A 23,647-nucleotide genomic window follows, 5' to 3' on the forward strand; every position below is an offset into this window, starting at 1 on the left:
AAAGAGATTCATGTATAGGCGCACTCTGCCACAGACAGAAGCCGGTATAAACCTTACTTTCCTATCTTTCAAGCTGGCGCTTGCTGGAATTGGCACAATAATGTTGCCGAGGTTTCATAGGGCCAGTCCCTCCACCTCTCTTGATAGAAAATGTTTTGTATGTAATTTTCAGAATTGAGAATACGTTAATCATAAAGAAGACCCAGATTGATGTCAATGTCTTTTTTTCAGAATTGACGTTATCATTCGAAATGTTATAATTCTTACAATATATCTAACTAGGGAGAGGAACTGGGCTATGAAATCGTTCGCCACTCAACAAAACGGCATTTTTAAATCCGTTTGCTCACTGGACTGCCCGGACCAGTGCGGATTGCTGGTACATAAAAAAGACGGGAAAATTGTGAAAGTGCAGGGTGATCCTGATCACCCCGTGACAGCCGGAAATATATGCAACAAAGTACGAAATATGGCTGAGCGTCTCTATGATGAAAAGCGGCTGACGACTCCGCTAAAACGAACAGGTGTGAAGGGCGAGGCAGAGTTTAAACCAATTTCTTGGGAAGAAGCGATTGACACCATCACATCCCGCTGGAAACAGCTGATTGATGAAGAAGGAGCTGAAAGCATACTGCCTTACAGCTTTTACGGCAATATGGGAAAATTAACGGCTGAAGGAATGGACCGCCGCTTTTTTTACCGCTTGGGCTCAAGCCAGCTTGAGCGGACGATTTGCAGCAAAGCCGGATCAGAGGGCTATAAATATACCATGGGTGTGAGTGCTGGAATCGATCCTGAAGAAACGATCCATACGAAACTGTTTATCTTTTGGGGAATTAACGCAGTCAGCACAAATATGCATCAAATTACAATCGCCCAAAAAGCACGGAAAAAAGGCGCAAAAATTATTGTGATTGATGTGCATAAAAATCAGACAGGGCGTCTAGCAGACTGGTTTATTCCTATAAAACCCGGTACCGACAGCGCGCTTGCCCTCGGCATCATGCACATTTTATTTAAAGAAAATCTTCACGATGAAGCGTTTCTTTCAAAATATACAGTCGGCTATGAAGAACTGCGCGAGCATGCGAAACAGTATCATCCAGAAAAGGTATCCCTGATCACTGGTATCAGTACCGACGATATCTATCAGCTGGCAAAAATGTACGGTGAAACCTCCCCTTCCTTTATCAGAATCGGAAACGGCCTTCAGCATCATGACAACGGCGGAATGATTGTAAGAACGATTGCCTGTCTTCCGGCAATTACCGGTCAATGGATGCATACAGGAGGCGGTGCCATCAAGCATAACAGCGGAATTTTAGAATATAACACCACCGCGCTTCAGCGTCCTGATTTACTGAAAGGCCGCACACCGAGATCGTTTAATATGAACCAGCTGGGCAGTGTTCTTCTGGAAACAGACCCTCCTGTTCGCTCCCTCTTTATTTATGGGACGAATCCAGCCGTTGTGGCGCCAGAAGCGAACAAAGTCAGACAAGGCCTCCTGCGGGATGACTTGTTCACCGTGGTTCATGATTTGTTTTTAACAGAAACGGCCAAATATGCGGACATTGTACTGCCCGCTGCATCTGCTTTTGAAAATACTGATTTTTACACCTCATACTGGCATCATTACATTCAGCTGCAGCAGCCGGTTATTGAGAAATACGGAGAAAGTAAGTCTAATACTGAGGTATTCCGGTTATTGGCTGAGGCAATGGGATTTACGGATCAGGAGCTTAAAGATTCAGATGAAGACTTAATCCGCCAGGCGCTTCACCATCCGGATAATCCTTATTTAGCAGAGATTACTTATGAATCACTTACTGAACGTTCGTTTATGAAGGCGAAGCGTGAAAAGCCGCTATTTCCGGGTAAATTGCCGACACCGAGCAGAAAAATAGAATTATATTCAGAAAAAATGAAACAAGCCGGTTTCCCGCCGTTACCGACACATACGCCGCTTGCGCCGGATCATGAATTTCCGTTTATGTATGTTCCCGGGCCTAATCATAATTTCTTAAACTCAACGTTTTCCAATAATGCAAAACACGTCAAACTTGAAAAGACACCGAAACTCTTTATCAACACGAAAGATGCCGAAAAACACGGCATCACTGATGGTGAAGCCGTACGGATTTGGAACAGCCGAGGTGAGTGTGAACTAACCGCCGCAGTTGGAGAACAAGTGCTGCCCGGTGTTGTCGTCAGTCAAGGATTATGGGCAGATGAACCAGGCAAAAATCAGCTTGTTAACGCCCTGACCCCCGACCGCTTGTCTGATATGGGCGGAGGTGCCACTTTTTTCTCAGGCCGAGTGCAGATTGAAAAAGCATAGAAACCGTCCAGAGCTTGCTCTGGCGGTTTTTTGTGTACACAGTCAACAAAATGAAACCAATGGTATAGATTGACCGTATAACATGACGAGTACATAATGGAGGCATACACATGGACGTTTTTTTAGGAATCGGTATTGCATTGGCTGGATATTTTATCGGAGAAGGATTAAAGCATATTAACAACCCAAAAGCTAACGAAAAAAATGACATCATGCTGATTAAAGAACGAGATATTTACTTTTACATCGGGCATTTTTTAGGAATAACCCAAGCGGAGGCGAAACTCTTAGCAAAGGATCTCACAGACCTCCCTCATATTGATATTGACGGAAAAAGATATGTGCAAAAACATATCTTAAGAGAATGGGTATTAACATTAGGAGAGAAACAACAAGCGAAAGATTAATGCGAATTTTTCAATAAGACGAGCTATGAAATTTCTTTCCCAAACACAACAAAAAGCAGGATTGGAAACGCTTTTTGATCAATTTATTGGTTCTTTAGTTATTTATTTAATTTGAAACCAATCAACACATTAACGAAAGCAGCCCACATATGCAAATATTGATTTTTACTTATCAAGTATAGGTATTGCTGTCTTTGGTGGAGGGGTTGCCAAATGAATACAGAGTCACCATCTAGCATCCAAGTAGCTGAAAGACAAAGACCAGTCGCAGGATTCGTTTAGCCCTTTTTCTTGAGCAGGACTTTTCATTTAAAATGTTCCTCTACCGTTGCTGTGCCAACTTGCATAAGTAAGTCACAACATTCTTATTTCATAATCATTTGCACGTATAAAAAAACGGCGGAAAATTTAGATTTTCCGCCGTTTTTCAAAGGTTTTATTCAGGAAACTGAACATGCCCGGGAACTGTGTACGCCCCAGATGTTCCGTTTGCAGGAAGCTTTGGAATCGTGTCTTTTACAACTTTTCCTCGAATGTCAGTGATTCTGACTTTAAGAGAGCCCGTTCCTAAATTGGTGCTGAGGAAATGATTATAGTCCGTTTTCTCCATGTTGATCCACTTTCCGTCTTTGTAGTATTCCATTTTCATAGCGGGATACTTGTGATTTCTAACTTGGATTGCCGCCCACCACTGGCTGCTGCCTTCTTTAATCCGGTATGTGAAATTGCCAGTGATTGGCGCTTTGATCACACGCCATTTGATTTTGATTTTCCCATCTTTCATAGCACCGATTTTGCTGAAGGCATTGGGTGAAAGATCAAGGGCTCCTGGGGCACCCTCAGGATATAGATCGGTAACATAGACGATCGTCTTCCCCTTTGGCCCTTCCACTTCAAGATAAGAGCCGGCAAGAGCGGCTTTCACACCGCCGTAATTAAGATCCTTTGGGTTAATTGCCGTAATCTCCATGTCAGATGGGATAGGGTCAAGAAGGAAAGCTCCTCCTGAATAGCCTGATCCGGTATAGGTTGCATAGCCTTCGTGCAAATCGTTATAGGCTGCCGAAGCCTGCGGGCAAAAACAAAGAATCATCAACATAACCACGCTAATAACAGCACTGATCTTCTTTTTCATAGACATCCTCCTAATCCAAATTTCGAATGAGAATCATTATCATTGTAATACTCATTCGATATGGATTGAAAGAGGACATAGATTCATAGATTGATTTATGCCTAATTCACTATTCTATATATATCAAAGGGTGCGTTTTATACGACTATGCAATACTTATGTTCAGATGCACATATGAGCCAAAATTCTTGTTTCATTAATATGGATAGAATATGGATAGCTATAGTGAGGATCTGAAGTATATCAGCTCAAAAAATTCCCATCCCCGCTTGAAATCGCAAGCGGGAGAATTTCACTTTACCTTTTGCAACTTGGTCAGAGCAGTAAGTATAATACCTAAAATGAGCACAATCGGAAACCAGATAATAATGTAATGAAAATGTGGATCTGCAAAAGCTACAATAACAGCCCCCACACAATATAATATGATGGCCAGCGCCCTTAACACAGCATCTCTTAAGAATGTTTTATTCTGTTTAGAGAAAAACAACCGGCCGGAAAGGTCCTCTAAAAGAGAAGCCAATGTTCCGGTCAAAACTGTAGAAGAAATGCCTGCAATCCCCAGTTGTTTAGCTGCTATTGTTTGTATCCCCATGGCAATACTCAAAAGGATAATAAGGATGTACACCGGAACGAAAGCAGCAGATATTGAAAGACAAGCAAAAACAAATAAAATGAACGCTTCAATTGCCAGAGCTTTTGTTACAGCGGATGGCCAAAATGTTTTCTCTGCCTTTCCAACAATGATCGTGGAAACAATCACTCCCACGATAAAGCCGATTAGCGCAGTTAAAGAATGAAAAACAGTGACTTGAAGAGATTTTCCGATTGCTAATCCCAATAAAACGATATTTCCCGTCATATTAGCAGTGAAGACGTGTCCTAGGCTTAAATAACCGATCACATCCACGATTCCCGCTGTTAAACAAAGAAGAGAAAGCAAAGTGTTTCGATATGCTGCAGCAGTCAATGGTGTATCAATCCTTTCGTGTGGTTCCAACTGTAACTCTTTTATTTGCATCAAAAAACATATAAAATCCCGGTTTTGATCAGGAATATAGACTCTATTCTTACTGTTGTCCAACTGTAATAATAATCCATATGTAAATTATTTAAATTTGAAAGGAAGCTGAGTGGCTTTGAAACGATTTTCTTTATTATTTGCCATGTTAAGTTTATTATTGCTTCTCTTGCCTGAAAAAGCTTTAGGCGCCGTCGATTTTCCAAATACCTCGACGAATGGCATTTTAGGATTTGCCGGAAATGCAAAAAATGAAAAAGGAGTCTCTAAAGCCAGCACAACCGGCGGAAAAAACGGCCAGATCGTTTATATCCAAAGTCTAAATGATTTAAAAACCCATCTGAGCGGATCAACACCTAAAATTTTAGTGCTTCAAAATGATTTAACCGCTTCTTCAAAAACAACGGTAACGATTGGTTCAAATAAAACACTTGTAGGTTCTTACGCTAAAAAAACGCTGAAAAATATTTATTTAACAACATCTTCTTCATCCGGAAACGTCATCTTTCAAAATCTGACCTTTGAACACAGCCCGCAGATTAACGGAAATAACGATATTCAGCTTTATCTCGATTCAGGCTTTAACTACTGGATCGACCATGTTACATTTTCAGGACACAGCTATAGTGCTGGCGGAAGTGACCTGGACAAGCTGTTGTATATCGGTAAATCAGCTGATTATATCACCATCAGCAACTCAAAATTCGCAAATCATAAGTACGGTTTAATTTTAGGATATCCTGATGATTCCCAGCACCAATATGACGGCTATCCGCACATGACCATCGCCAACAACTATTTTGAGAATTTGTATGTAAGAGGCCCGGGGCTGATGAGATATGGCTACTTTCATGTCAAAAACAATTACAGCAACAATTTTAACCAAGCAATTACCATCGCGACAAAAGCAAAAATATATTCTGAATACAATTATTTTGGAAAAGGCAGCGAAAAAGGCGGAATCCTTGATGACAAGGGCACCGGATACTTTAAGGATACAGGAAGCTATCCATCCTTGAACAGGCAATCCTCACCGTTGACAACGTGGAATCCAGGCTCCAATTACAGCTACCGGGTTCAAACTCCGCAGTACACAAAAGAATTTGTCACAAAATATGCCGGATCACAAAGTACAACATTGGTTTTTGGCTACTGACACAAAGAGGGCTTGTATAACGCCAAGCCTCTCTTTATGGCTATGTATTGTTCGTCTGGCTTGTGTCTAAAACTCACATGCGCCACGATGTTGCTTGTCCAACATATCATTCCTGCACAAGATGAACATGCTGACGGACCAAATATTTTTTTGCCAACATGTTCACTCCATTTTCATTGAATGAACACACGGACCTCTGAATTGCTTTTCTCATTATACAACTAGGTCATTATGGTTTCATCTCAAACAAAAAGAATCCATTTCTAAAATGGATTCTTTTATTTTACTGTACATTCTATCATCTATAAACCAGGCCGCCATCAGTTAAAATAGCTTGACCGGTGATATAATCTGAATCATCTGAAGCTAGAAATGAGACTAAATTGGCCACATCTTCAGGTGTTTGATATCTTTTTAGAGCAATGTCTGAAGAGAATTTTTCAAAAGCTTCTCCTGGTTTTAAATCATCGCTATGTTTAACCATTTCCTCATCAATGCGATCCCACATTTTTGTTTTTGCAACACCAGGACAATATGCGTTAACTGTTATTTGATATTTGGCTAACTCTTTAGCAGCTGAATGTGTAAAAGATTTCACTGCGTGCTTCGTTGCGGAATATGTGCCAAGCATTTCAAATGATTCGTGACCTGCTATACTGCATGCGTTAATGATTTTGCCTTTTGTTTCTTGCTTAATGAACTGATCAGCAGCTGCTTGAGTACCAAACACAACGCCATTGACATTAACCTTGAACAATTGATTCAGTTGTTCTTCTGTTATTTCTAAAAATGACGAAACTGCCTCAATACCTGCATTGTTTACAAACACATCCAAACGGCCAAATGTATCTGCCGCTGCTTTAACTAAATTGAATTGATCATCACGCTTGGATACATCCCCTTTTACTCCGATAACATGATAGCCTTTTTCTTTGAAGTCTGATACAGTTGCATGCAGCAGTTCCTCGTTAATATCATGCAGAACGACACTAAAACCATCCTTGCACAATCTCTCTGCTATCCCTCTCCCTAATCCGCCTGCGGAACCAGTAACTATCGCTACCTTGGTCATAAATATTCCCCTTTCGCAATGAGGTATAGTGACGATATATTTATTTTAACAAATCAGTGTTTCTCCACATAATGTAAACTGCTGTCTCAAAAGAAAGCTTGTATTATATTAATTAATTCAAGTTGAAATCATCGTGTGTAAAGTAATAAAGTTCTTCACTTCAGGATTGATCCCTTAATTGAAATGATCTATAGGACGTGTGTAACCGAGCCCTCATTATTGTTAAAGATATGGACACCGAGCTCTTATCCATTTTCTTTAGTATTCATGTGCTGTAATACATTGTATTGGATTTCATTAGACCGGTACCCAATGTTTCATTGCTACGGTCTTACCCATAGATGTAGTTTTCCTTGATTACAATACCTTTGAATTTCGTAAAAGCATAGTGTGTAAATGCCTTTGAGTTTAATTGGTCTTGATTCCAAAGCATGCGTGATGAAGCGTTCTTTAACTGATGAAGAAGATCATCGACCTGGTCAACTTTTTCATCAGTTAACATTCTATTTTCTTAGCAAGCTTAGTAATCATATGTATTGCCGATGCTGCCGTCCTCTTGTTTCCTTTGTAATTCTTTAAGCTGCAAGCTTTTTCTGGCTCCTACTTGGTTTAAATTCTTCAACTGAGATATCATTATTTATAATTGAGATGTATCGTTTAACAAATAGAGTTATCCTAATTTACTTCCTTTTTTATCAGATTCTTCATTTTTAATTTATATTTATGTGGTTTTAAAGAGGAGAAAGTCCCCTCTTTTACACTTGTATTTCTTCATAACATAGTTACCGCCAGTTTGATACATGCAACGTTGATAGCATAGTTGTGGATCATAAGAGATTGTTTGGTATTGAGGCACATGATAATTCAGATAGTAAGGTGTTTGTGTATACCAAACTGGATATTGTCTAAACACATCGAACCCTCCATTCGCTCATCTAGTTTACTGTATTGTATTTACCTCACAGCCAAATGTCATTTGTCCATACGAAATTAGGCATTCTTTAAAAGAACCCCCCCTTTATTAGAGCAATTGATCTTTTCAACACATTTAGTTATTTTTTTATTCTTTAACAATTTATCAATTCACTATCACTCCAATCATTTTCAACTTTGACTCATATGAGCAATAAACTTCTCCTCAACCGTTTCTTAAAAACATGTCAGCAAAATTGGTTTGGAAATCACTGTCGTTATTGAGTTTCACCTTCCCTTTCCTCCTTTTAAATCTAGATAAAAGTCTTTTTTATTTAATCTTAATCTCTTTCCTAATTATGTTAAAATAGATTCAAAAAAGAAATTGTGGTGTATTTATGCTTGACTCAACTTTTCTCTTGCCATTCATGTTTGTACTTTATTTTTGTTTTATTCTTTATAGAATTATTAAGCGATTTATATTTAAGAAAGAACGAATGGCCAATGATAAGCATCTTGTTATTGTTTGTTTAATCGTTTACTTCTTTGAACTGATAAGCGTTACAATATTCCCTTTACCTATAGATCATGATTTAATTGCGAACTGGAGGAACGATTCTTATCATCCATTTTTGTATGGAAATAACTTTATCCCGTTTTATTTCTTTGTAGATATTTATCATCTAGGCTTGCAGTTTTATGTGATAAGATCTCTTGGCGGAAATCTGATTTTACTGTTGCCAATTGGCTTGTTGTTCCCTCTTTTATTTGACAAGTTAAGGAACCTAAAAAGAATGTTATTAACTGGATTTTTTATTTCATTGTCTATAGAACTAACGCAACTTTCGATTTCTATGTATTTAAGAAACTCTTATAGAAGTTTTGACGTTGATGATTTAATCCTTAATACGTCAGGTGCTGCAATAGGTTACTCGCTGTTTTGTATTCTTCGATCGTTATATAAAAAATTACGATTTAAAAATGATTCTTTCATAAACATCTGATCTGTAAACAAGATATGTAGCCCTCATCAAGTACACAATGTAAAGACCAGCCAATGTAACAGATTTTATGTTGAAATTGAATTAGAAAGACATAATAGGAAAAGGTAAGCATTCACTAGCGCGAGAAATGATGTTTATTGGAAGATCGCAAGTGAAAGGATATAATCAACATAACTAATCATTTTAAGGTGATACGAAAATGGACAGTATAATGAAATCTCATTTTGAAAATCTAGAAGCAAAGGACAAAAGCCTGCAATTAGAAGCTTTTCAGAATATTATTAACGCCACAAAAGAAAAAGTAGACTGGGCTTATGAAGTATGGGATCAATTAATAGGATGGCTGACCGATCCGGATAACCACAGGCGAGCGAGAGCTGCACAGTTTCTTGCTGGTTTAGCAATCAGTGATCCGGATAAACGGATGCTGCACGACTTTCCAGCGTTATGGGAAGTGACCAGGGATTCAAAATTTGTAACTGCTCGGCATAGTTTGCAAGCAATCTGGAAGGTTGGCTTAGCTGGGCCAGAACAAAAAGAACTGGTGCTTACTCATATTATTGATCGTTTTAAAAATGGAATGAACGAAAAACATTATACATTGATTCGCTACGATATGATTGTAGGATTAAAAAAATTATACGATGAAGATAAAGATGAGCATATTAGGGAAATAGCAATGGACATGATTGAGATCGAGAAAGATAGCAAATATCGAAAGAAATATTTGTCAGTCTGGAAATAACCACTTTTATGCAATGCTCTGCAAACGTTAAAACAGCACTACATCTTCGTGTGAGTGCTGTTTTTTATGCTAAACTTGCCGCCCTCGCCCATCATGCTGCTTTTATACAGCAACAAGCTGCATTGATTGTGTAAGCGATGTTCATGCTCTTGTGCGTGGTAAAGAGAACATCTGTGTTTATTGATTTTTTTCAGCCATCTCAGTATTTGAATATAGCGCTGTTTATGGCAGTACCATTATAAAATATAATAATTGTAGAACTTTCTATTAAGCGATCATATGCGGGGGATGCCAACCTTTATAACCAATTGAATTTTTTAATTGTTGCTTTTGGAGGATCAGATTCTTTAAGAGTGTTGAACCACACCTTCATTTTTTTACCTGCCACAAGGTCTTCTTTGTTTTCAATTTGACTTAATCCCAATATCACAACATGATTTTTATATTTTCTTATTAGTCTATCTTGAGACAATTCAAAGTCCTCTTTTTCAGGAGCATGTTTGCCCTCAAGAAAAACGGCTGACTTATCATCCTTAAAAAGGATAAAACCAACAAGGTTCTGCATCTTTGGCGTTTTTATTTTATTTTCTACCTTATCATTGCAGCCTGAAATAAAAGCAAAGAACGCTAAGACCAATATCCCGATTTTACGCATTTATCTCTCCTTTTTGGTGTATGTTTTATAACAGTGCAAATCATTTTAGAGGTAATTTATAATAACGCGACACAAGAGTACTGAACCGGGAAGACAGTACAAGTTTATAGATTTGAAGAACACATTTACCACAGGTAAACTCTCTTCAATTCAGTTTTGCCTTTCCGTTACACATTATTCCCTAGTGCCCGCACATAAAAAACGATTGAATATTTAGTACATGGTACAATAAGATAAAAAAACCTATTTCGTTAACTAATTGATTAATTTACTGCCATCGCATTGTGCCTATTGTGAAAAACTTGTAAACTTTTTGGGTAGCCATAAAATAAGGAGCGATTTTTTGTCTAAAAAATTAACATTTTTTCTTTTCATCTTATGTATCATCATTGCGAAAGTCATGAAAAATATTGATGTAATAAGCACTGTAGCATCCTTTTGCTCTTTAGTTCTCGTTTTCATTTATTTTAAAGATGAGTTTAAAAAGCTAAAACCAAAAGCAAGGAGCATTCTGTTTTCATGCTTTTTAGTATTAACAGGGATTATAACTTTTATCATTTTAGAAGGACAGGTATTCATTAAAAACCACGATTTTTTTAACGGCTGGGAGATCATAGCAGTGATTATTTTGTTTGCAGTCCCTTTGATATCTGGTACTGTTTGCTTTAGATTGCTTTACGAGCATTTGAAAGAAATGTAAGCATTTTATGTACAGGTAAGGAACTAAACTCGCATGTTTTATTTTTACTTTGAATAAAAACATGCCTTTATCATGACATGTACTTATCAATCAGATGTTTCTGAAAGCAGACCTATATTTTGGACGTTCATCCCTAAACTTGCCATTGCAGATTTATCTTTTATACCATGGCTTCTCTTGTAATCTTATTTTATCTGTATGTTTTTCCCTACCGGTCTTCCACTCCACCTTAACAACTACATCATGTCCAATTACTTCATCTTCAGGCATAAAATCAAACGTAGCAATGTGGTCTTCCATTTGTCCTCCGCCTGGCATTTCTTCACCTGTGTACTCTGATAAATCATAATCTTCTCTGTCATCGTACTTTTTACCATCTATATACAATATGATTCTTTCAACAATGGTTCTTTTCGCTTCTTTCTTGTTCCCCTGCCAGTATAAATTCAAGAAGTAATTAGGGCCAATCGATGTTTTATCTGATTTTTCAATGGTAGAAACCCACAATCCGTTCCTGCTGCTTCCCTCATATTTTACTTTGTCTCCTGATATCATTGCGAAGAACGTTACTAAACAAATCAATAATAGAGCTGTAATGATTAGTGATCTTTTGATTTTATTTTTGCTTCTCATGTTTCCCCTCGCTTTCTTCATTTTATTAGTAGAATAAATGGGCAAAATGTTACTTGAAAAAGAATATAAAAAAAGCTGCTCATAAAGCAGCCCAATAAATTGTCTTTTCAGTTTTGCAGTCACATAAGACTTTCTTGGTGATTCGCAGCGCATCTATGTCTGCCTTAATACTGATCAGGTGTTGATTATCTGCCTGTTAACCCAAATGGATACAACATTCAAACAGCTTTAATGCTCAAGTCCTATGTAGGTCACTACATTGTCTAATTCACCTCTTCTAACTGAATGTAAAGGTTTGTTTTAATTGGCGTCCTTCTTTTCCTTTTTGTGTCCAAATAATAACAACCTCTAATTCAGATGCCTTTTCAGCCACCATAAAATGGTTAAACTTCAGCGGTGCACCATCGTTTAAACTTTTGGCTAAGCTTATTAAATCCTCCTTCTGTCTCACACAGTTTTCGGGACAGCCAAAAAGTGAAAACCTCGTGGTTGAATCAGGATCATTTCTATACAATTGTACATCCACTGTAGCTGCGGCTTCCCCTATGTTTTTGATTTCCATTGAATATACGTGATATTCCCCCTTTTTTGGACTCGCTAATTCCTTTGCATTTTTTGCTTCAGCTATTTCGACTGACCATTGTTCTGTTTTTTGTTTAATTGGCAATTCTGTAAATGTCAGGGCTTGAGTCTTTGTTTGAACAAAAGTCAATGCAAATAATAAAACACATAAGGAAAGTAAATGCTTCTTCACTTCGTATCTCCTTCTTTCTTTTTCATTAGCTTCCCCAATATAAGTGTCCGGTATGACGCATAATAAAAAGCCCTCATAAAGAGAGCTTTAATTACAAATGCAATACTATTAATATGTTCATAGACAGAAGTAAAATTTTCAAGAAGATTAGTCGAAAACAATTACTTGTTATTGTCCACTTGATGAAAGTGGGCTGCTTAACCATTGCATTCAATATCATTTTAATAAGATAATCACGCTTCATGAATTGATTTTTCAGAGTCATAATTTCTATCCATTGAACGGAAATGCTCTTCTAGTTCTTCAAGTGTTCGCCCCTTAGTTTCCGGCATGAATTTGTACACAAAACCGATTGCCAAGATACCCAAAGCGACAAATATAAAGAAAGTAAAGGATAAGCCTGCAGAGCTAAGCATGATTGGAAAAGCAAAACCGATGATAAAGTTTAAAATCCAGAGGAAAAATACACTGATGCCAGAACCAAGCCCTCTTACTTTTTGCGGGAATATTTCTGCAATGACCAGCCATGTTACTGGTCCGACACAGCCCTGCATAAAGGCTAGAAATAAAACGGTCAAAGATAGCACGATATACGGGAGTGCTGCTGATCCATCAAACACGATTGAAAATATGGCAATGAATAAAAGCGCTGTGGTCGTTCCTGATAAACCAATCATCAATATCGGGCGCCGGTTCACCCTGCCAACCAGCCAAATGCCGATGATAACGGCAATGACTGATATCAATCCATTCCCAATATTAGCGATTAAAGCTGCCTTTGTACCAAAACCGGATTCTTGCAGGATTTGAGTACCGTAATACATAATCGAATTGACGCCTGTGATTTGATTAACGATGGCAACACCGATCCCAATCCATAAAAGACGGCGCAGCCATGGTGTAGAGAACTCTTTGATAGATACCTTCTCTACATTTGAATCTTTGACTGCCGCTGCTTGTATTTCTTTAAATTCTGCTTCTGCCCTTTTCTCGTCACGTATGAGTTTAAGAACGCGCAGCGCCTCGCTTTTTTTACCTTTAGAAGTTAGCCACCTCGGGCTCTCCGGAACCATGAGCATACTTGCAAATAATAGGAGAGCCGGTATGGCACAAAGGACAAGCATGTATCTCCAAACATGCCCTGTATCAGCCATTGCAACACCAAGAATCGCATTAAAAACGTAGGCTAAAAATTGCCCGCCGACGATCATCAGTTCATTTTGCGTTACCATACGCCCTCTTTTCTCATACGGCGCCATTTCTGCTAAAAAGGCCGGTACCATTGATGATGCCCCACCGACAGCCAGTCCCAGCAAAAACCGAAAGATAACCATCGTTAAAACATTCGGCGCAATTGCTGTTCCGAGTGATGCCAGAAAGAATAAAAAGGAAAGATTAAGGATCATTTTACGTCGGCCATAGCGGTCAGCCAATTTGCCGCACAGCAATGCACCAAACGCTGCTCCTAATAGAAGCATGCTTGTAACCAGCCCTTCTGTGACCGGTGTTAAGTTAAGTTGATCAGATCTTGCCATAAAAGGCAAGGCTCCATTTATAACTCCGGTGTCATATCCAAAGAGAAGCCCGCCAAATGTTGCTGAAATCATTATCAACTGCAAAAACGACCTGGGATTTCGTTGTTCTTTCATACCCTTTCCCCACCTTTATGAAGAATGCTTTATACATTTTTTCATTCTGTCAACCGAGTGTGCTGGATTCACCCTTTCTCTTTTAAAGAGCAATACTCGTTTCAGCCAGTTTTTTTATTTCCCGAGACCTTATCAATCTGAAAATTAGCAATACTCAATGCAGCGAAGAGGCTTTTCGCAAAAACAGCCTAATTGAAATCGTTTTCATTTACCACGAGAAACATATCCACTTTTTTGTTATGTCCTAGTTATATTTTTGTTACATCCTTGTTAGGTTTGGTATTATCATAATTTTAAAAGCGTTTTCAGTCAATAAAAAACTTCTGAAGTTTTTTAGCAATCATAGGATTTTCCCAGATAAAACGCCTAACACCAGGATTACATACTAATCCCCTTATACTCCGAATGATTTCAGGAAATTCAGCTAAACATGTTCTTCATGGTTACATTTTTGAAACCTTTTTGTGATATTGGAATATTGATCAAAAGCTAGTACTCAAATATAAACGTGTTAAGAAAAATTACATTCACAATAAATAGCGATATCATTATAATGAATGTTGGTTGATTGAGATAGAAAGAAACAGAAGAAGGAGAAATGGAATTGAAGAAAGTAATGTTAGGCTTTAGTCTATTAGCTTTGAGTTTTTCTTTGACAGCCTGCGGATTAAATGATACTGCTGAAAAAAGCCATTCAGATCTAAAACAGCCAGTTGCCAAGAATTCTAACTCTGAAGCAAAAAAAGGCTTGGTGGATGCTGTGTTAGAAAGGCCTGTTGACGGAGATACGATCAAAGTTAGCTATAACGGCAATATTGATACGGTTCGCTACTTGCTCATTGATACTCCAGAGACTAAAAAGCCACATTCATGTGTTCAGCCATATGGCGAGGATGCATCTAAACGAAACAAAGAATTGGTTAGCGGCGGAAAGCTGCAATTAGAATTTGATAAAGGAGAGCGCAGAGATAAATTCGGAAGGCTGTTAGCTTACGTTTATGTCGATGGCAAGTCTGTTCAAGAAACACTGTTAAAAGAAGGATTAGCCAGAGTAGCATATGTTTATGAGCCAAATACAAAATACATAGACCAGTTTAGAAAAGATGAACAGGAAGCACAAACGAAAAAACGTTCTATTTGGAGTAAAAACGGTTATGTGAATGCCAGAGGATTTAAAGGCTGTGTTGAGCAGCACTCAACTGAAAAAAAGATATAGTTCGTGATAGATACCCTTTTGAATGAATATAATGCAATAAATCTAAAAAGAGGGTGCCTCACAAAAATGAATTCTCTACTAAAGAACGAAGACATGATTGCGATGATTAGAAATGGTCTTAGCACATCACAATACCCAAAGCACATTATTATCGTTGGCGCCGGGTTGGCCGGGCTTGTTTCTGCATCTTTGCTGAAGAATGCAGGACATAAAGTGACGATTCTGGAAGCGAGTGATAGAGTCGGGGGCAGAGTTTGCACGTTGCGATCTCCCTTCAGTGCCGGGCTGTATTTCAATGTTGGACCAATGCGTATTCCGGATATCCATACTCTAACCTTGGAATATATAAAAAGATTCAGCCTGCCAACTAGTGTATTTTTGAACAGAACTCCAATGGACATCATTTACGCCAATGGCATTCAAACACGTCTTCATCATTTTGAAAGCAATCCGGGTATCTTAAGATACCCAGTTGCAGCAAATGAACAAGGAAAAACGGCCGAAGAGCTCATGCTTTCTGTATTGCAGCCTATCCTCAATTTTATTTATGTAGATCCTGCGAGAAATTGGCGGATCGTTGAAACACAATACAGTAACCATTCGTTAGGCTCTTACTTGAATACTTATTTTTCATACGGTGCAATCGATATGATCGGCGTACTTTTGGATATGGAAGCATATATGGGGATGTCCCTTGTTGAAGTGTTACGGGAATCCATCTTTTATACGTCGCCAACTCGTTTCTATGAAATAACAGGCGGCATGGATCGGCTTCCTCAAGCATTTCTTCCTCAATTAAAAGAACATATTGTCTTCCATCATAAAATGGTGAAAATATCTCAAAACCAAAACAATGTTACGGTTAACTGCATTCATCAACAGACAGCAAAACATTTGGCAGTGACAGGCGATCTCGCTATCATAACCATTCCATTTTCAACATTGCGTTTTGTACAAGTTGAACCATATGATTCATTTTCCTATTATAAACGGCGGGCCATTCGTGAACTCAACTATATTGCCGCAACAAAAATCGGAATAGAGTTTAAGAGCCGTTTTTGGGAAAAAGCTGGGCAGCGCGGCGGCAAATCGATAACTGATCTTCCGATTAGATTTTCGTATTATCCCAGCATTGACATTGGATCGAATGGACATGCTGTCGTTGTAGCGAGTTACACATGGGCGGATGAGGCACTGATATGGGACAGTCTTTCAGAGGGAGAGCGCCTCCGCTATACGTTAATGAATTTATCGGAAATCTATGGTGATGTTGTATGGTCAGAGTTTGTGACCGGCGCTTCTTTTAGCTGGACCCAAAATCCATATTCAGCCGGGGGTTTCACAGCTTTCGAACCAGGACAGGAATTACAGCTGTATCCATACATCCCTGCCCCTGAAGGGAAAATACATTTCGCTGGAGAACACGCCTCACTTACTCACGGATGGATGCAAGGAGCAATTGAATCCGGAATACGAACGGCGTATGAAGTGAATCGTATAACTTAAATCCTACGTTTTTTATATTCGTTTTAGCGACTCCTTTAGATAGATTTGATATTGCTTTTTAATGACGGACATTGATTTTGTTGAATACTATAGAAACAGCAATTAAATCGTGTAGCTTATCAAAAACACCCCTTCACATTAATGTGAGGGGTTATTTGTGCGTAGACAATACTTCCGATTTGATCGTAAATCAAGAGTTTGGACTGATACCAAATCAGGATTTGAATCAAAGCTTAAAAGGTTGATTTACTGCTTGAATTTCCTCCCGGATTGAAGGTTGCGTTGTAATGAATTGACATGTTTCCAAGTTATGAGTGAGTTTTGGTTGTATCAAATTTTTTGCCTTTTCGGAATAAAGCATTCCCAATGCTACTCCACTGGGCACTATATGCGTCGCCGCTATTGAGCGTCATACTGGTGTTCCCATAATACTTCCGCATTCATATTCATAGCTAGGGAGCCGATTTGAGCTGTAGTTTTGTCATCAAATGCCTTTGTTGATGATTAGTCGTTAATTGTTTTTTCGTTGATCCCCTGACAAAAAAATATACTCTTTACGAACCACACTTATAATTAGTTTTTTCGAAAGCTCTTCAAGACTGTATTTAGATCCTTTGTGTGAGTGTAAATTTTCTTATACACATCGAATAGTGTTTTATATTTTTGAACATTTTGTTCCTTTGGATAAAATGTAGCAGCCTCACGAATGAACTGCTCTGCACACTCTTCAAGAGATTCAAACCACCTACTTCCAAAGGCAGCTAGCATAGCAGCACCCATGGCTGGGCCTTGTTCATTTGCCAACTTTATCACCCTCGCATTGAAAATATCAGCTTGCATTTGAAGCCACGTTTCATTTTTAGCTCCTCCACCAATAGAAACAACGGTATGCACTGATTTTCCCGCTTCTCGAAATAGCTCAATTGATTCATGTAAAGAGAATGTAATGCCTTCCATAACCGCCCTCAAAAAATGCTCTCTTTTATGTGCTCCATCCATTCCAATTAAGCTTCCCCGAATAGAAGAATCAGCATGTGGCGTTCTTTCACCTACCAAATAAGGAGTGTATAGCAGTCCATTTGCTCCTATTGGAATAGATTCCACCCCCTGCAATAATTGCTCAAACGATTCGTTTGGGGCAAACGTTCTTTTGAACCAGTCCAAGCTGTACCCTGCAGCGAGCGTGACTCCCATCGTATAAAAAGAATCCTTTTTTCCATGATTAAAAAAGTGCACTTTCCCTTTAAAGTCTCTTTCTTCGCCTTCTTCGTATGAAAGTATGACCCCTGACGTTCCAATACTGCATAATGTTTTTCCGGAAGAAAGAATGCCGGCTCCAATCGCACCACAAGCATTGTCTGCTCCCCCAGCGTACACTTTTGTTTTTTCCAAGAGCCCTGTCTCAGCCGCAACGTTCGGAAGCAGCGATCCTACACAATCATGAGATTCAACAAGCGGAGGACAAATATCTGCAGAAATGCCAAATCGATTGCAAATATCATCGCTCCACTCCTTGCGAGTAATATGTAAAAGTAACGTTCCTGCTGCATCGGAGTATTCGGTGTGAATGGCACCGGTCATACGAAATCTCACATAGTCTTTCGGAAGCAAAAAAACAGCCGTTTTTTTAAAAAGTTCAGGCTCATGTTCCTTCACCCATAAGATTTTAGGTAATGTAAACCCTTCTAAAGCACGGTTTTTTGTGATGTTAAGCAGATTATCACCGAATTTCTCGGTCATCTTAATACATTGAGGCGTGGTTCTGGTGTCATTCCAAAGAATTGCATGACGTAACACCTGCCGATCCTGGTCAAGCAGTACTAACCCATGCATTTGTCCTGAATAACTTATCCCGTCAATATCCTTGGCTTGAACGTTGGATATGGAAACCAATTCAGCCAATGCATCAATTGTTTGCTGCACCCAGTCTTCAGGATTTTGCTCACTATATCCCGCCTTCTCTTGAATGAGCGGATAACTTTTGGACGTTTCTGCACAAACCTTGCCGTTTTGATTGACTAAAATTGTTTTAACAGCACTCGTTCCAAGATCTATTCCAATGACATACTTCATTTTTTCACCTCTTACCCTTATAAAAAAACCATTCACTCTAAATAAATCCCAATTATAGAAATTACCCGTCATAACAATAAGCAAAAGGTAAGGAATCATGACGGGCAGTCTCAGGTATTAGCTATCATGCTATACCTTTTTATAGCGGTTCTCTTTATCTGTTATACTTCTAAAATGTATTGGTTCAATATAGCTTTTAATCGCTCCTGTCTTCCTGATTCGTTTTTGATTGCTGTATTATTTAACGCATATTGCTCAAGAGTATGGAAATTAGCTCTTCCTTCTGTAATTTCAAGACCTATTCCTTCAGTAAAGCTGCGATAACGATGTTGAATCACATCATCAAACACACGATCTTCGATTAATTTATGGGCTACTCTCAATCCTCTTGCAAATGCATCCATCCCCGCAACATGGGAATATATTAAATCATCAGGCTCAAAAGAAGACCTTCTGACCTTCGCATCGAAGTTTAATCCGCCGCTTCCAAGGCCGCCATTTTGCAGGATTTCGTACATTGCTAATGTCGTAGAATATAAATCCGTCGGAAATTCATCTGTATCCCAGCCTAAAAGAGGATCACCCTGATTCGCGTCAACAGAGCCAAGAAGACCATGTACTCTTGCCATCCGTAATTCATGTTCAAATGTATGCCCTGCTAATGTGGCATGATTGGCTTCGAGATTTAATTTAAAATGATTGTCTAAGCCATATTGCTTTAAGAAGGCAATGGTTGTTGCTGCATCTGTATCATATTGATGAGTGGTCGGCTCTTTTGGTTTTGGCTCAATCAAAAACTGCCCTGTAAATCCGATTTCCTTCGCATAATCCACTGCCATATGCATGAATCTCGCCAAATTATCAAGCTCCAATTTTAAATCGGTATTTAACAATGTTTCATATCCTTCACGGCCGCCCCAAAATACATAGTTCTCGGCGCCAAGCTCTTTTGCTGTTTCTAACCCTTTTTTTACTTGTGCTGCAGCATACGCAAACACATCTGCATTGCAGGAAGTCGCCGCACCATGGACGAAACGGGGATTCGTAAACATGTTTGCAGTATTCCATAATAGCTTAACGTTGCTATTTCTCATATACTCTTTAATCATGCCCACGATGATATCTAAATTGTGATTTGTCTCTTTTAACGTACTTCCTTCTGGTGCAACATCTCGGTCATGAAAAGCAAAGAATGGTGCATCTAGTTTTTCAAACATCTCAAATGCTGCTTCTACTCTCGCCTTCGCCAGATCCATTCCTTTATAGTGATCCCATGGCCTTTGCATCGTAGCTGCCCCAAAAACGTCTGTTCCATCAGCGGTAAATGTATGCCAATAGGCAATAGAAAACCGCAAGTGCTCTTTCATCGTTTTTCCGCCGATTACTTCTTGGGAATTATAATATTTAAATGCTAAAGGATTAGTGGAATCTTTCCCTTCGTAAACCACTTTGTTTACGCTTTCAAAATAGTTGGCTGAACTAGAATGTGATTGAGCCATGTTATTTCCCCCTTAAAAATCATTTCAATACAGTGCAATTTATTTCATATTGTAAGTAAGTTGTCTATTAGTTTGTTGTTCGAACAAACTAACTTATTTTAATCTTATATAACCTCATCAGTATTTTCAATATTTTTTTTGTTTTTTATGAACACATTAGCTATAGTAAAGGTAAGATTAGCTATGTACTATGTCTCATACTGAAAACAATACATTTCAACTTAATGTAAAGATTATACAAATGGAGTGGATTAAGTGGTTATCGCTGATCAAACCTTTGTCAAAAAAGTAAATCAAAAGTTATTATTAAAAGAAATTCTTAAAAATTCACCTATTTCAAGAGCAAAATTATCTGAAAAGACTGGATTAAATAAATCAACTGTTTCATCACAGGTAAACACGTTAATGAAAGAAAATCTTGTTTTTGAAATAGGTCAGGGACAATCAAGTGGCGGAAGAAGACCTGTCATGCTTGTTTTTAATAAAAAGGCAGGATACTCCGTAGGAATAGATGTTGGTGTGGATTATATTAATGGCATTTTAACAGATCTTGAAGGTACGATCGTTCTTGATCAACACCATCATTTGGAATCGAATTCTCCAGAAAAAACCAAAGACATTTTAATTGATATGATTCATCACTTTATTACGCATATGCCACAATCTCCATACGGGCTTACTGGTATAGGCATATGCGTGCCTGGACTAGTTGATAAAAATCAAAAAATTGTTTTCACTCCGAACTCCAACTGGAGAGATATTGACTTAAAATCTTTCATACAAGAGAAGTTCAATGTGCCCGTTTTTATAGAAAATGAGGCGAATGCTGGGGCATATGGAGAAAAAGTATTCGGTGCTGCAAAAAATCACGATAACATTATTTATGCAAGTGTCAGTACAGGGATAGGGATCGGTGTTATTATCAACAATGACTTATATAGAGGGGTAAGCGGATTCTCTGGAGAAATGGGACATATGACAATAGACTTTAATGGCCCTAAATGCAGTTGCGGAAACCGAGGCTGCTGGGAATTGTATGCTTCAGAGAAGGCTTTATTAAAATCTCTTCAGACTAAAGAGAAAAAAGTGTCCTATCAAGATATTATAGACCTTGCCCACCGGAATGATATCGGAACTTTAAATGCATTACAGAATTTTGGATTCTATTTAGGAATAGGCCTTACCAATATTCTAAATACATTCAATTCTCAAGCCATCATTTTAAGAAACAGCATAATTGAATCGCATCCTATGGTTTTAAATTCAATTAGAAGTGAAGTGTCGTCCAGGGTTTATTCCCAATTAGGCAATAGCTATGAATTATTACCGTCTTTCTTAGGAAAAAATGCACCGGCATTAGGAATGTCCTCCATTGTTATTGATCATTTTCTGGATATGGTTACAATGTAATTTATGATTAAAATGTACAGATCTCTATGTCCTGCGCTCATCTTTAAAGATGAGCTTTTTGTTTGTTATATTGATGAATGAATAGGAGTATTTTTGAAGGGTATGAAAAAAGGAGTTCTAAAATAGAAGTCTCCTTTTTTCATGAAACAAATTATTTTTCTTTATAGCGAAAATATCTAAAGTCGGCCGGAATATGATTACCACTGGTATCTTGGCATTGCATCCCTACAAAGGCTCCCGTGAAAAATCCTCCTCCACGGATGTAATCATCTGATAATTTTTTCGATTCCAATGCAATGTCAATTTTATGCCAATCTTCTTTGTTAAAAGAATAAAAATAATAATAAATTTCCTTTTCAATATTTACTTTTAAATATACATACTTTACTTCATCTGGAATAACAATTTTATTTTTTAATGGTTGTGAAAAAGAAAAGTTATCACATATTGTTAATTCAAGAATACGGCCAAGGTCTTCATCATGCGTGACTTGAAGAGCAGTCCAGTTCTCTGTATTGTAATAGTTCACCAATCCAGCGGCTTGTTGAAAATTCTCCGGATAAAACTCAACAGCCGTTTCCGCTTCAAAATGGAGGCTTTGCCAACGCCTGGCTACAAATGCCTGAGTAAATGTCGAGGTTAATGATTCATGGCCGTATAATCGTAAATGATTTGGCACTTGAGTTAATGAACCTAATTCATTCGTAAACGGGATCCTTAAAGTTTGAAAATTTATATTTAACTTTGAGTCCTCAAATTCATCCACTTCCGGGTACGTTGCTTGAAACATTGTATTAGGTATAGAAGGCGCTTCCACCTCCAAGCTTCCTTCTTTTCCACCTACTACATAAGGCCAATCATCTTTCCAATCCAGTTTTTGAATAGCTGTTTCTCTGCCTAAAGGACAATATCCTCTCTGCTGAAAAATTGAATCATCGTCAGGATGAATAGGACGGCCCGTTAAATGAGCTAAATACCACTCATCTGTATGTGTTTGAACAATGGATGCATGACCGCATTTTTGCAATGGATTTCCAGGATCATGCCATGATGTTAAGATTGGATTATCGGGATGAACTTCATATGGACCCTCAATATTTGTAGAACGGGCAATTGTAGCAGCGTGTTCAAACCGTGTTCCTCCTTCTGCAGTCAATAAATAATAATAGTCCCCGATATGATAAAGGTGCGGAGCTTCTGTTAGTTTTCTATCGGTCCCTTTAAAAATAACTTTCGGTTTACCAATTAATTTTTTCTCCTCATCAGAATATTCCTGTATGACAATTCCTCCAAATGAATGCCGATCAATACGCTGATCCCATAACATATTTAATAAATATTTTTTTCCATCCGTATCATGGAACAAAGAAGCATCAAATCCTGAGCTATTTAATTTGATCGGATCCCCCCAATCACCATTAATCGTTTCACAAGTAACTAAATAATTATGACAATCTTTCCAAGCGCCATCTACTACCTTAACATCCGTATAGATCAGCCAAAACTTACCGTCACTATAACTTAAACATGGTGCCCAAACCCCGCCTGAATTAGGGTTTCCTTTCATATCTAATTGTGAAACTCTTTGTAATGGATGTGCGACTAAGTGCCAATTCACTAAATCTTTTGAATGGTGTATCTGGACACCTGGAAACCACTCGAATGTAGATACAGCGATATAATAATCCTCTCCTGCCCTACAAATACTTGGATCGGGATTGAATCCTTTAAGTACTGGATTGATAATCTTCATTTAAAC

At 38.3% G+C, this 23,647-nt stretch carries 19 protein-coding genes, 1 pseudogene and 1 riboswitch; of the genes and pseudogenes, 9 read left to right on the forward strand and 11 right to left on the reverse strand.

The window, feature by feature from the left end:
• Positions 1-58 precede the first annotated feature (58 nt).
• Positions 59-150, reverse strand: a riboswitch (SAM riboswitch).
• A 148-nt stretch (positions 151-298) separates the two neighbouring features.
• A complete protein-coding gene (locus NSS75_RS10950; protein WP_185847888.1) occupies positions 299-2,341 on the forward strand; it encodes a molybdopterin oxidoreductase family protein in 2,043 nt (680 codons plus the stop codon).
• Between the two features lie 110 nt (positions 2,342-2,451).
• Complete coding sequence (locus tag NSS75_RS10955) at positions 2,452-2,748, forward strand: hypothetical protein (protein WP_185847887.1); 297 nt, start codon at positions 2,452-2,454, stop codon at positions 2,746-2,748.
• A gap of 436 nt (positions 2,749-3,184) precedes the next feature.
• Here NSS75_RS10955 and NSS75_RS10960 read toward each other — a convergent pair whose 3' ends face one another.
• A complete protein-coding gene (locus NSS75_RS10960) occupies positions 3,185-3,883 on the reverse strand; it encodes an expansin EXLX1 family cellulose-binding protein (RefSeq protein WP_216394235.1) in 699 nt (232 codons plus the stop codon).
• Positions 3,884-4,175: 292 nt separating this feature from the next.
• Positions 4,176-4,853, reverse strand: coding sequence for a YoaK family protein (locus NSS75_RS10965; RefSeq protein ID WP_106021707.1), 678 nt, complete (start codon positions 4,851-4,853; stop codon positions 4,176-4,178).
• Between the two features lie 169 nt (positions 4,854-5,022).
• On the opposite strand from NSS75_RS10965, the gene NSS75_RS10970 reads away from it, so the two are divergent.
• Positions 5,023-6,060: a pectate lyase gene (locus NSS75_RS10970; protein ID WP_024121656.1), complete on the forward strand. Its 1,038-nt coding sequence runs from the start codon at positions 5,023-5,025 to the stop codon at positions 6,058-6,060.
• 298 nt (positions 6,061-6,358) lie between these two features.
• On the opposite strand, the gene NSS75_RS10975 is transcribed toward NSS75_RS10970, so the two are convergent.
• On the reverse strand, positions 6,359-7,132 hold the full coding sequence (locus tag NSS75_RS10975) for an acetoin reductase (RefSeq protein WP_339233079.1): 774 nt from the start codon (positions 7,130-7,132) through the stop codon (positions 6,359-6,361).
• A 1,409-nt stretch (positions 7,133-8,541) separates the two neighbouring features.
• Here NSS75_RS10975 and NSS75_RS10980 point away from each other — a divergent pair.
• Together NSS75_RS10980 and NSS75_RS10985 are read left to right on the forward strand one after the other, a co-directional pair.
• Positions 8,542-9,048, forward strand: coding sequence for a VanZ family protein (locus NSS75_RS10980; RefSeq protein ID WP_240312862.1), 507 nt, complete (start codon positions 8,542-8,544; stop codon positions 9,046-9,048).
• 199 nt (positions 9,049-9,247) lie between these two features.
• On the forward strand, positions 9,248-9,793 hold the full coding sequence (locus tag NSS75_RS10985) for a hypothetical protein (RefSeq protein WP_024121661.1): 546 nt from the start codon (positions 9,248-9,250) through the stop codon (positions 9,791-9,793).
• Between the two features lie 298 nt (positions 9,794-10,091).
• Here NSS75_RS10985 and NSS75_RS10990 read toward each other — a convergent pair whose 3' ends face one another.
• Entirely contained in the window at positions 10,092-10,448 is a 357-nt protein-coding gene (locus NSS75_RS10990; protein ID WP_339233083.1) for a DUF3221 domain-containing protein, read from the reverse strand.
• Positions 10,449-10,791: 343 nt separating this feature from the next.
• Between NSS75_RS10990 and NSS75_RS10995 the strand changes: the two genes are divergently transcribed.
• On the forward strand, positions 10,792-11,148 hold the full coding sequence (locus NSS75_RS10995; protein ID WP_339233085.1) for a YoqO family protein: 357 nt from the start codon (positions 10,792-10,794) through the stop codon (positions 11,146-11,148).
• Between the two features lie 153 nt (positions 11,149-11,301).
• On the opposite strand, the gene NSS75_RS11000 is transcribed toward NSS75_RS10995, so the two are convergent.
• The 3 genes from NSS75_RS11000 to NSS75_RS11010 form a co-directional block, all read right to left on the reverse strand.
• Positions 11,302-11,781, reverse strand: a complete 480-nt coding sequence (locus NSS75_RS11000) for a DUF4944 domain-containing protein (RefSeq protein WP_339237625.1) — start codon at positions 11,779-11,781, stop codon at positions 11,302-11,304.
• Positions 11,782-12,058: 277 nt separating this feature from the next.
• Positions 12,059-12,535, reverse strand: coding sequence for a hypothetical protein (locus NSS75_RS11005; RefSeq protein WP_101861434.1), 477 nt, complete (start codon positions 12,533-12,535; stop codon positions 12,059-12,061).
• A gap of 233 nt (positions 12,536-12,768) precedes the next feature.
• Positions 12,769-14,184: a sugar porter family MFS transporter gene (locus NSS75_RS11010; protein ID WP_024121667.1), complete on the reverse strand. Its 1,416-nt coding sequence runs from the start codon at positions 14,182-14,184 to the stop codon at positions 12,769-12,771.
• Between the two features lie 604 nt (positions 14,185-14,788).
• Between NSS75_RS11010 and NSS75_RS11015 the strand changes: the two genes are divergently transcribed.
• Positions 14,789-15,400, forward strand: a complete 612-nt coding sequence (locus NSS75_RS11015; RefSeq protein ID WP_185847883.1) for a thermonuclease family protein — start codon at positions 14,789-14,791, stop codon at positions 15,398-15,400.
• A gap of 66 nt (positions 15,401-15,466) precedes the next feature.
• Complete coding sequence (locus tag NSS75_RS11020; protein WP_339233090.1) at positions 15,467-16,906, forward strand: flavin monoamine oxidase family protein; 1,440 nt, start codon at positions 15,467-15,469, stop codon at positions 16,904-16,906.
• Between the two features lie 311 nt (positions 16,907-17,217).
• Here the strand turns inward: NSS75_RS11020 and NSS75_RS11025 are convergent.
• From NSS75_RS11025 to xylA, 3 genes and pseudogenes are all read right to left on the reverse strand, one after another.
• A pseudogene (locus NSS75_RS11025) lies at positions 17,218-17,334 on the reverse strand (1,4-beta-xylanase); the annotation flags it as partial.
• A 145-nt stretch (positions 17,335-17,479) separates the two neighbouring features.
• Positions 17,480-18,979, reverse strand: a complete 1,500-nt coding sequence (xylB, locus tag NSS75_RS11030) for a xylulokinase (protein WP_268545096.1) — start codon at positions 18,977-18,979, stop codon at positions 17,480-17,482.
• A gap of 161 nt (positions 18,980-19,140) precedes the next feature.
• Positions 19,141-20,478, reverse strand: coding sequence for a xylose isomerase (gene xylA, locus NSS75_RS11035; protein ID WP_216394226.1), 1,338 nt, complete (start codon positions 20,476-20,478; stop codon positions 19,141-19,143).
• Between the two features lie 255 nt (positions 20,479-20,733).
• Here xylA and NSS75_RS11040 point away from each other — a divergent pair, with 255 nt between their 5' ends.
• On the forward strand, positions 20,734-21,888 hold the full coding sequence (locus tag NSS75_RS11040; RefSeq protein ID WP_216394225.1) for a xylose repressor: 1,155 nt from the start codon (positions 20,734-20,736) through the stop codon (positions 21,886-21,888).
• Between the two features lie 151 nt (positions 21,889-22,039).
• Here NSS75_RS11040 and xynB read toward each other — a convergent pair whose 3' ends face one another.
• On the reverse strand, positions 22,040-23,641 hold the full coding sequence (xynB, locus tag NSS75_RS11045; RefSeq protein ID WP_216394224.1) for a xylan 1,4-beta-xylosidase: 1,602 nt from the start codon (positions 23,639-23,641) through the stop codon (positions 22,040-22,042).
• Between the last annotated feature and the right edge of the window lie 6 nt (positions 23,642-23,647).

Origin of the sequence: Bacillus sp. FSL K6-1012 (assembly GCF_037964915.1) — a bacterium.
Classification (GTDB): domain Bacteria; phylum Bacillota; class Bacilli; order Bacillales; family Bacillaceae; genus Bacillus; species Bacillus halotolerans.

Coding starts and splice junctions, on each gene's coding strand:
- xylB (WP_268545096.1), bottom strand. CDS start 18,979: ATGAAGTATGTCATTGGAATAGATCTTGGAACGAGTGCTGTTAAAACA.
- NSS75_RS11000 (WP_339237625.1), bottom strand. CDS start 11,781: ATGAGAAGCAAAAATAAAATCAAAAGATCACTAATCATTACAGCTCTA.
- NSS75_RS10980 (WP_240312862.1), top strand. CDS start 8,542: ATGGCCAATGATAAGCATCTTGTTATTGTTTGTTTAATCGTTTACTTC.
- NSS75_RS11020 (WP_339233090.1), top strand. CDS start 15,467: ATGAATTCTCTACTAAAGAACGAAGACATGATTGCGATGATTAGAAAT.
- NSS75_RS10955 (WP_185847887.1), top strand. CDS start 2,452: ATGGACGTTTTTTTAGGAATCGGTATTGCATTGGCTGGATATTTTATC.
- NSS75_RS10990 (WP_339233083.1), bottom strand. CDS start 10,448: ATGCGTAAAATCGGGATATTGGTCTTAGCGTTCTTTGCTTTTATTTCA.
- NSS75_RS11010 (WP_024121667.1), bottom strand. CDS start 14,184: ATGAAAGAACAACGAAATCCCAGGTCGTTTTTGCAGTTGATAATGATT.
- NSS75_RS10975 (WP_339233079.1), bottom strand. CDS start 7,132: ATGACCAAGGTAGCGATAGTTACTGGTTCCGCAGGCGGATTAGGGAGA.
- NSS75_RS10985 (WP_024121661.1), top strand. CDS start 9,248: ATGGACAGTATAATGAAATCTCATTTTGAAAATCTAGAAGCAAAGGAC.
- NSS75_RS10960 (WP_216394235.1), bottom strand. CDS start 3,883: ATGAAAAAGAAGATCAGTGCTGTTATTAGCGTGGTTATGTTGATGATT.
- xynB (WP_216394224.1), bottom strand. CDS start 23,641: ATGAAGATTATCAATCCAGTACTTAAAGGATTCAATCCCGATCCAAGT.
- NSS75_RS10950 (WP_185847888.1), top strand. CDS start 299: ATGAAATCGTTCGCCACTCAACAAAACGGCATTTTTAAATCCGTTTGC.
- xylA (WP_216394226.1), bottom strand. CDS start 20,478: ATGGCTCAATCACATTCTAGTTCAGCCAACTATTTTGAAAGCGTAAAC.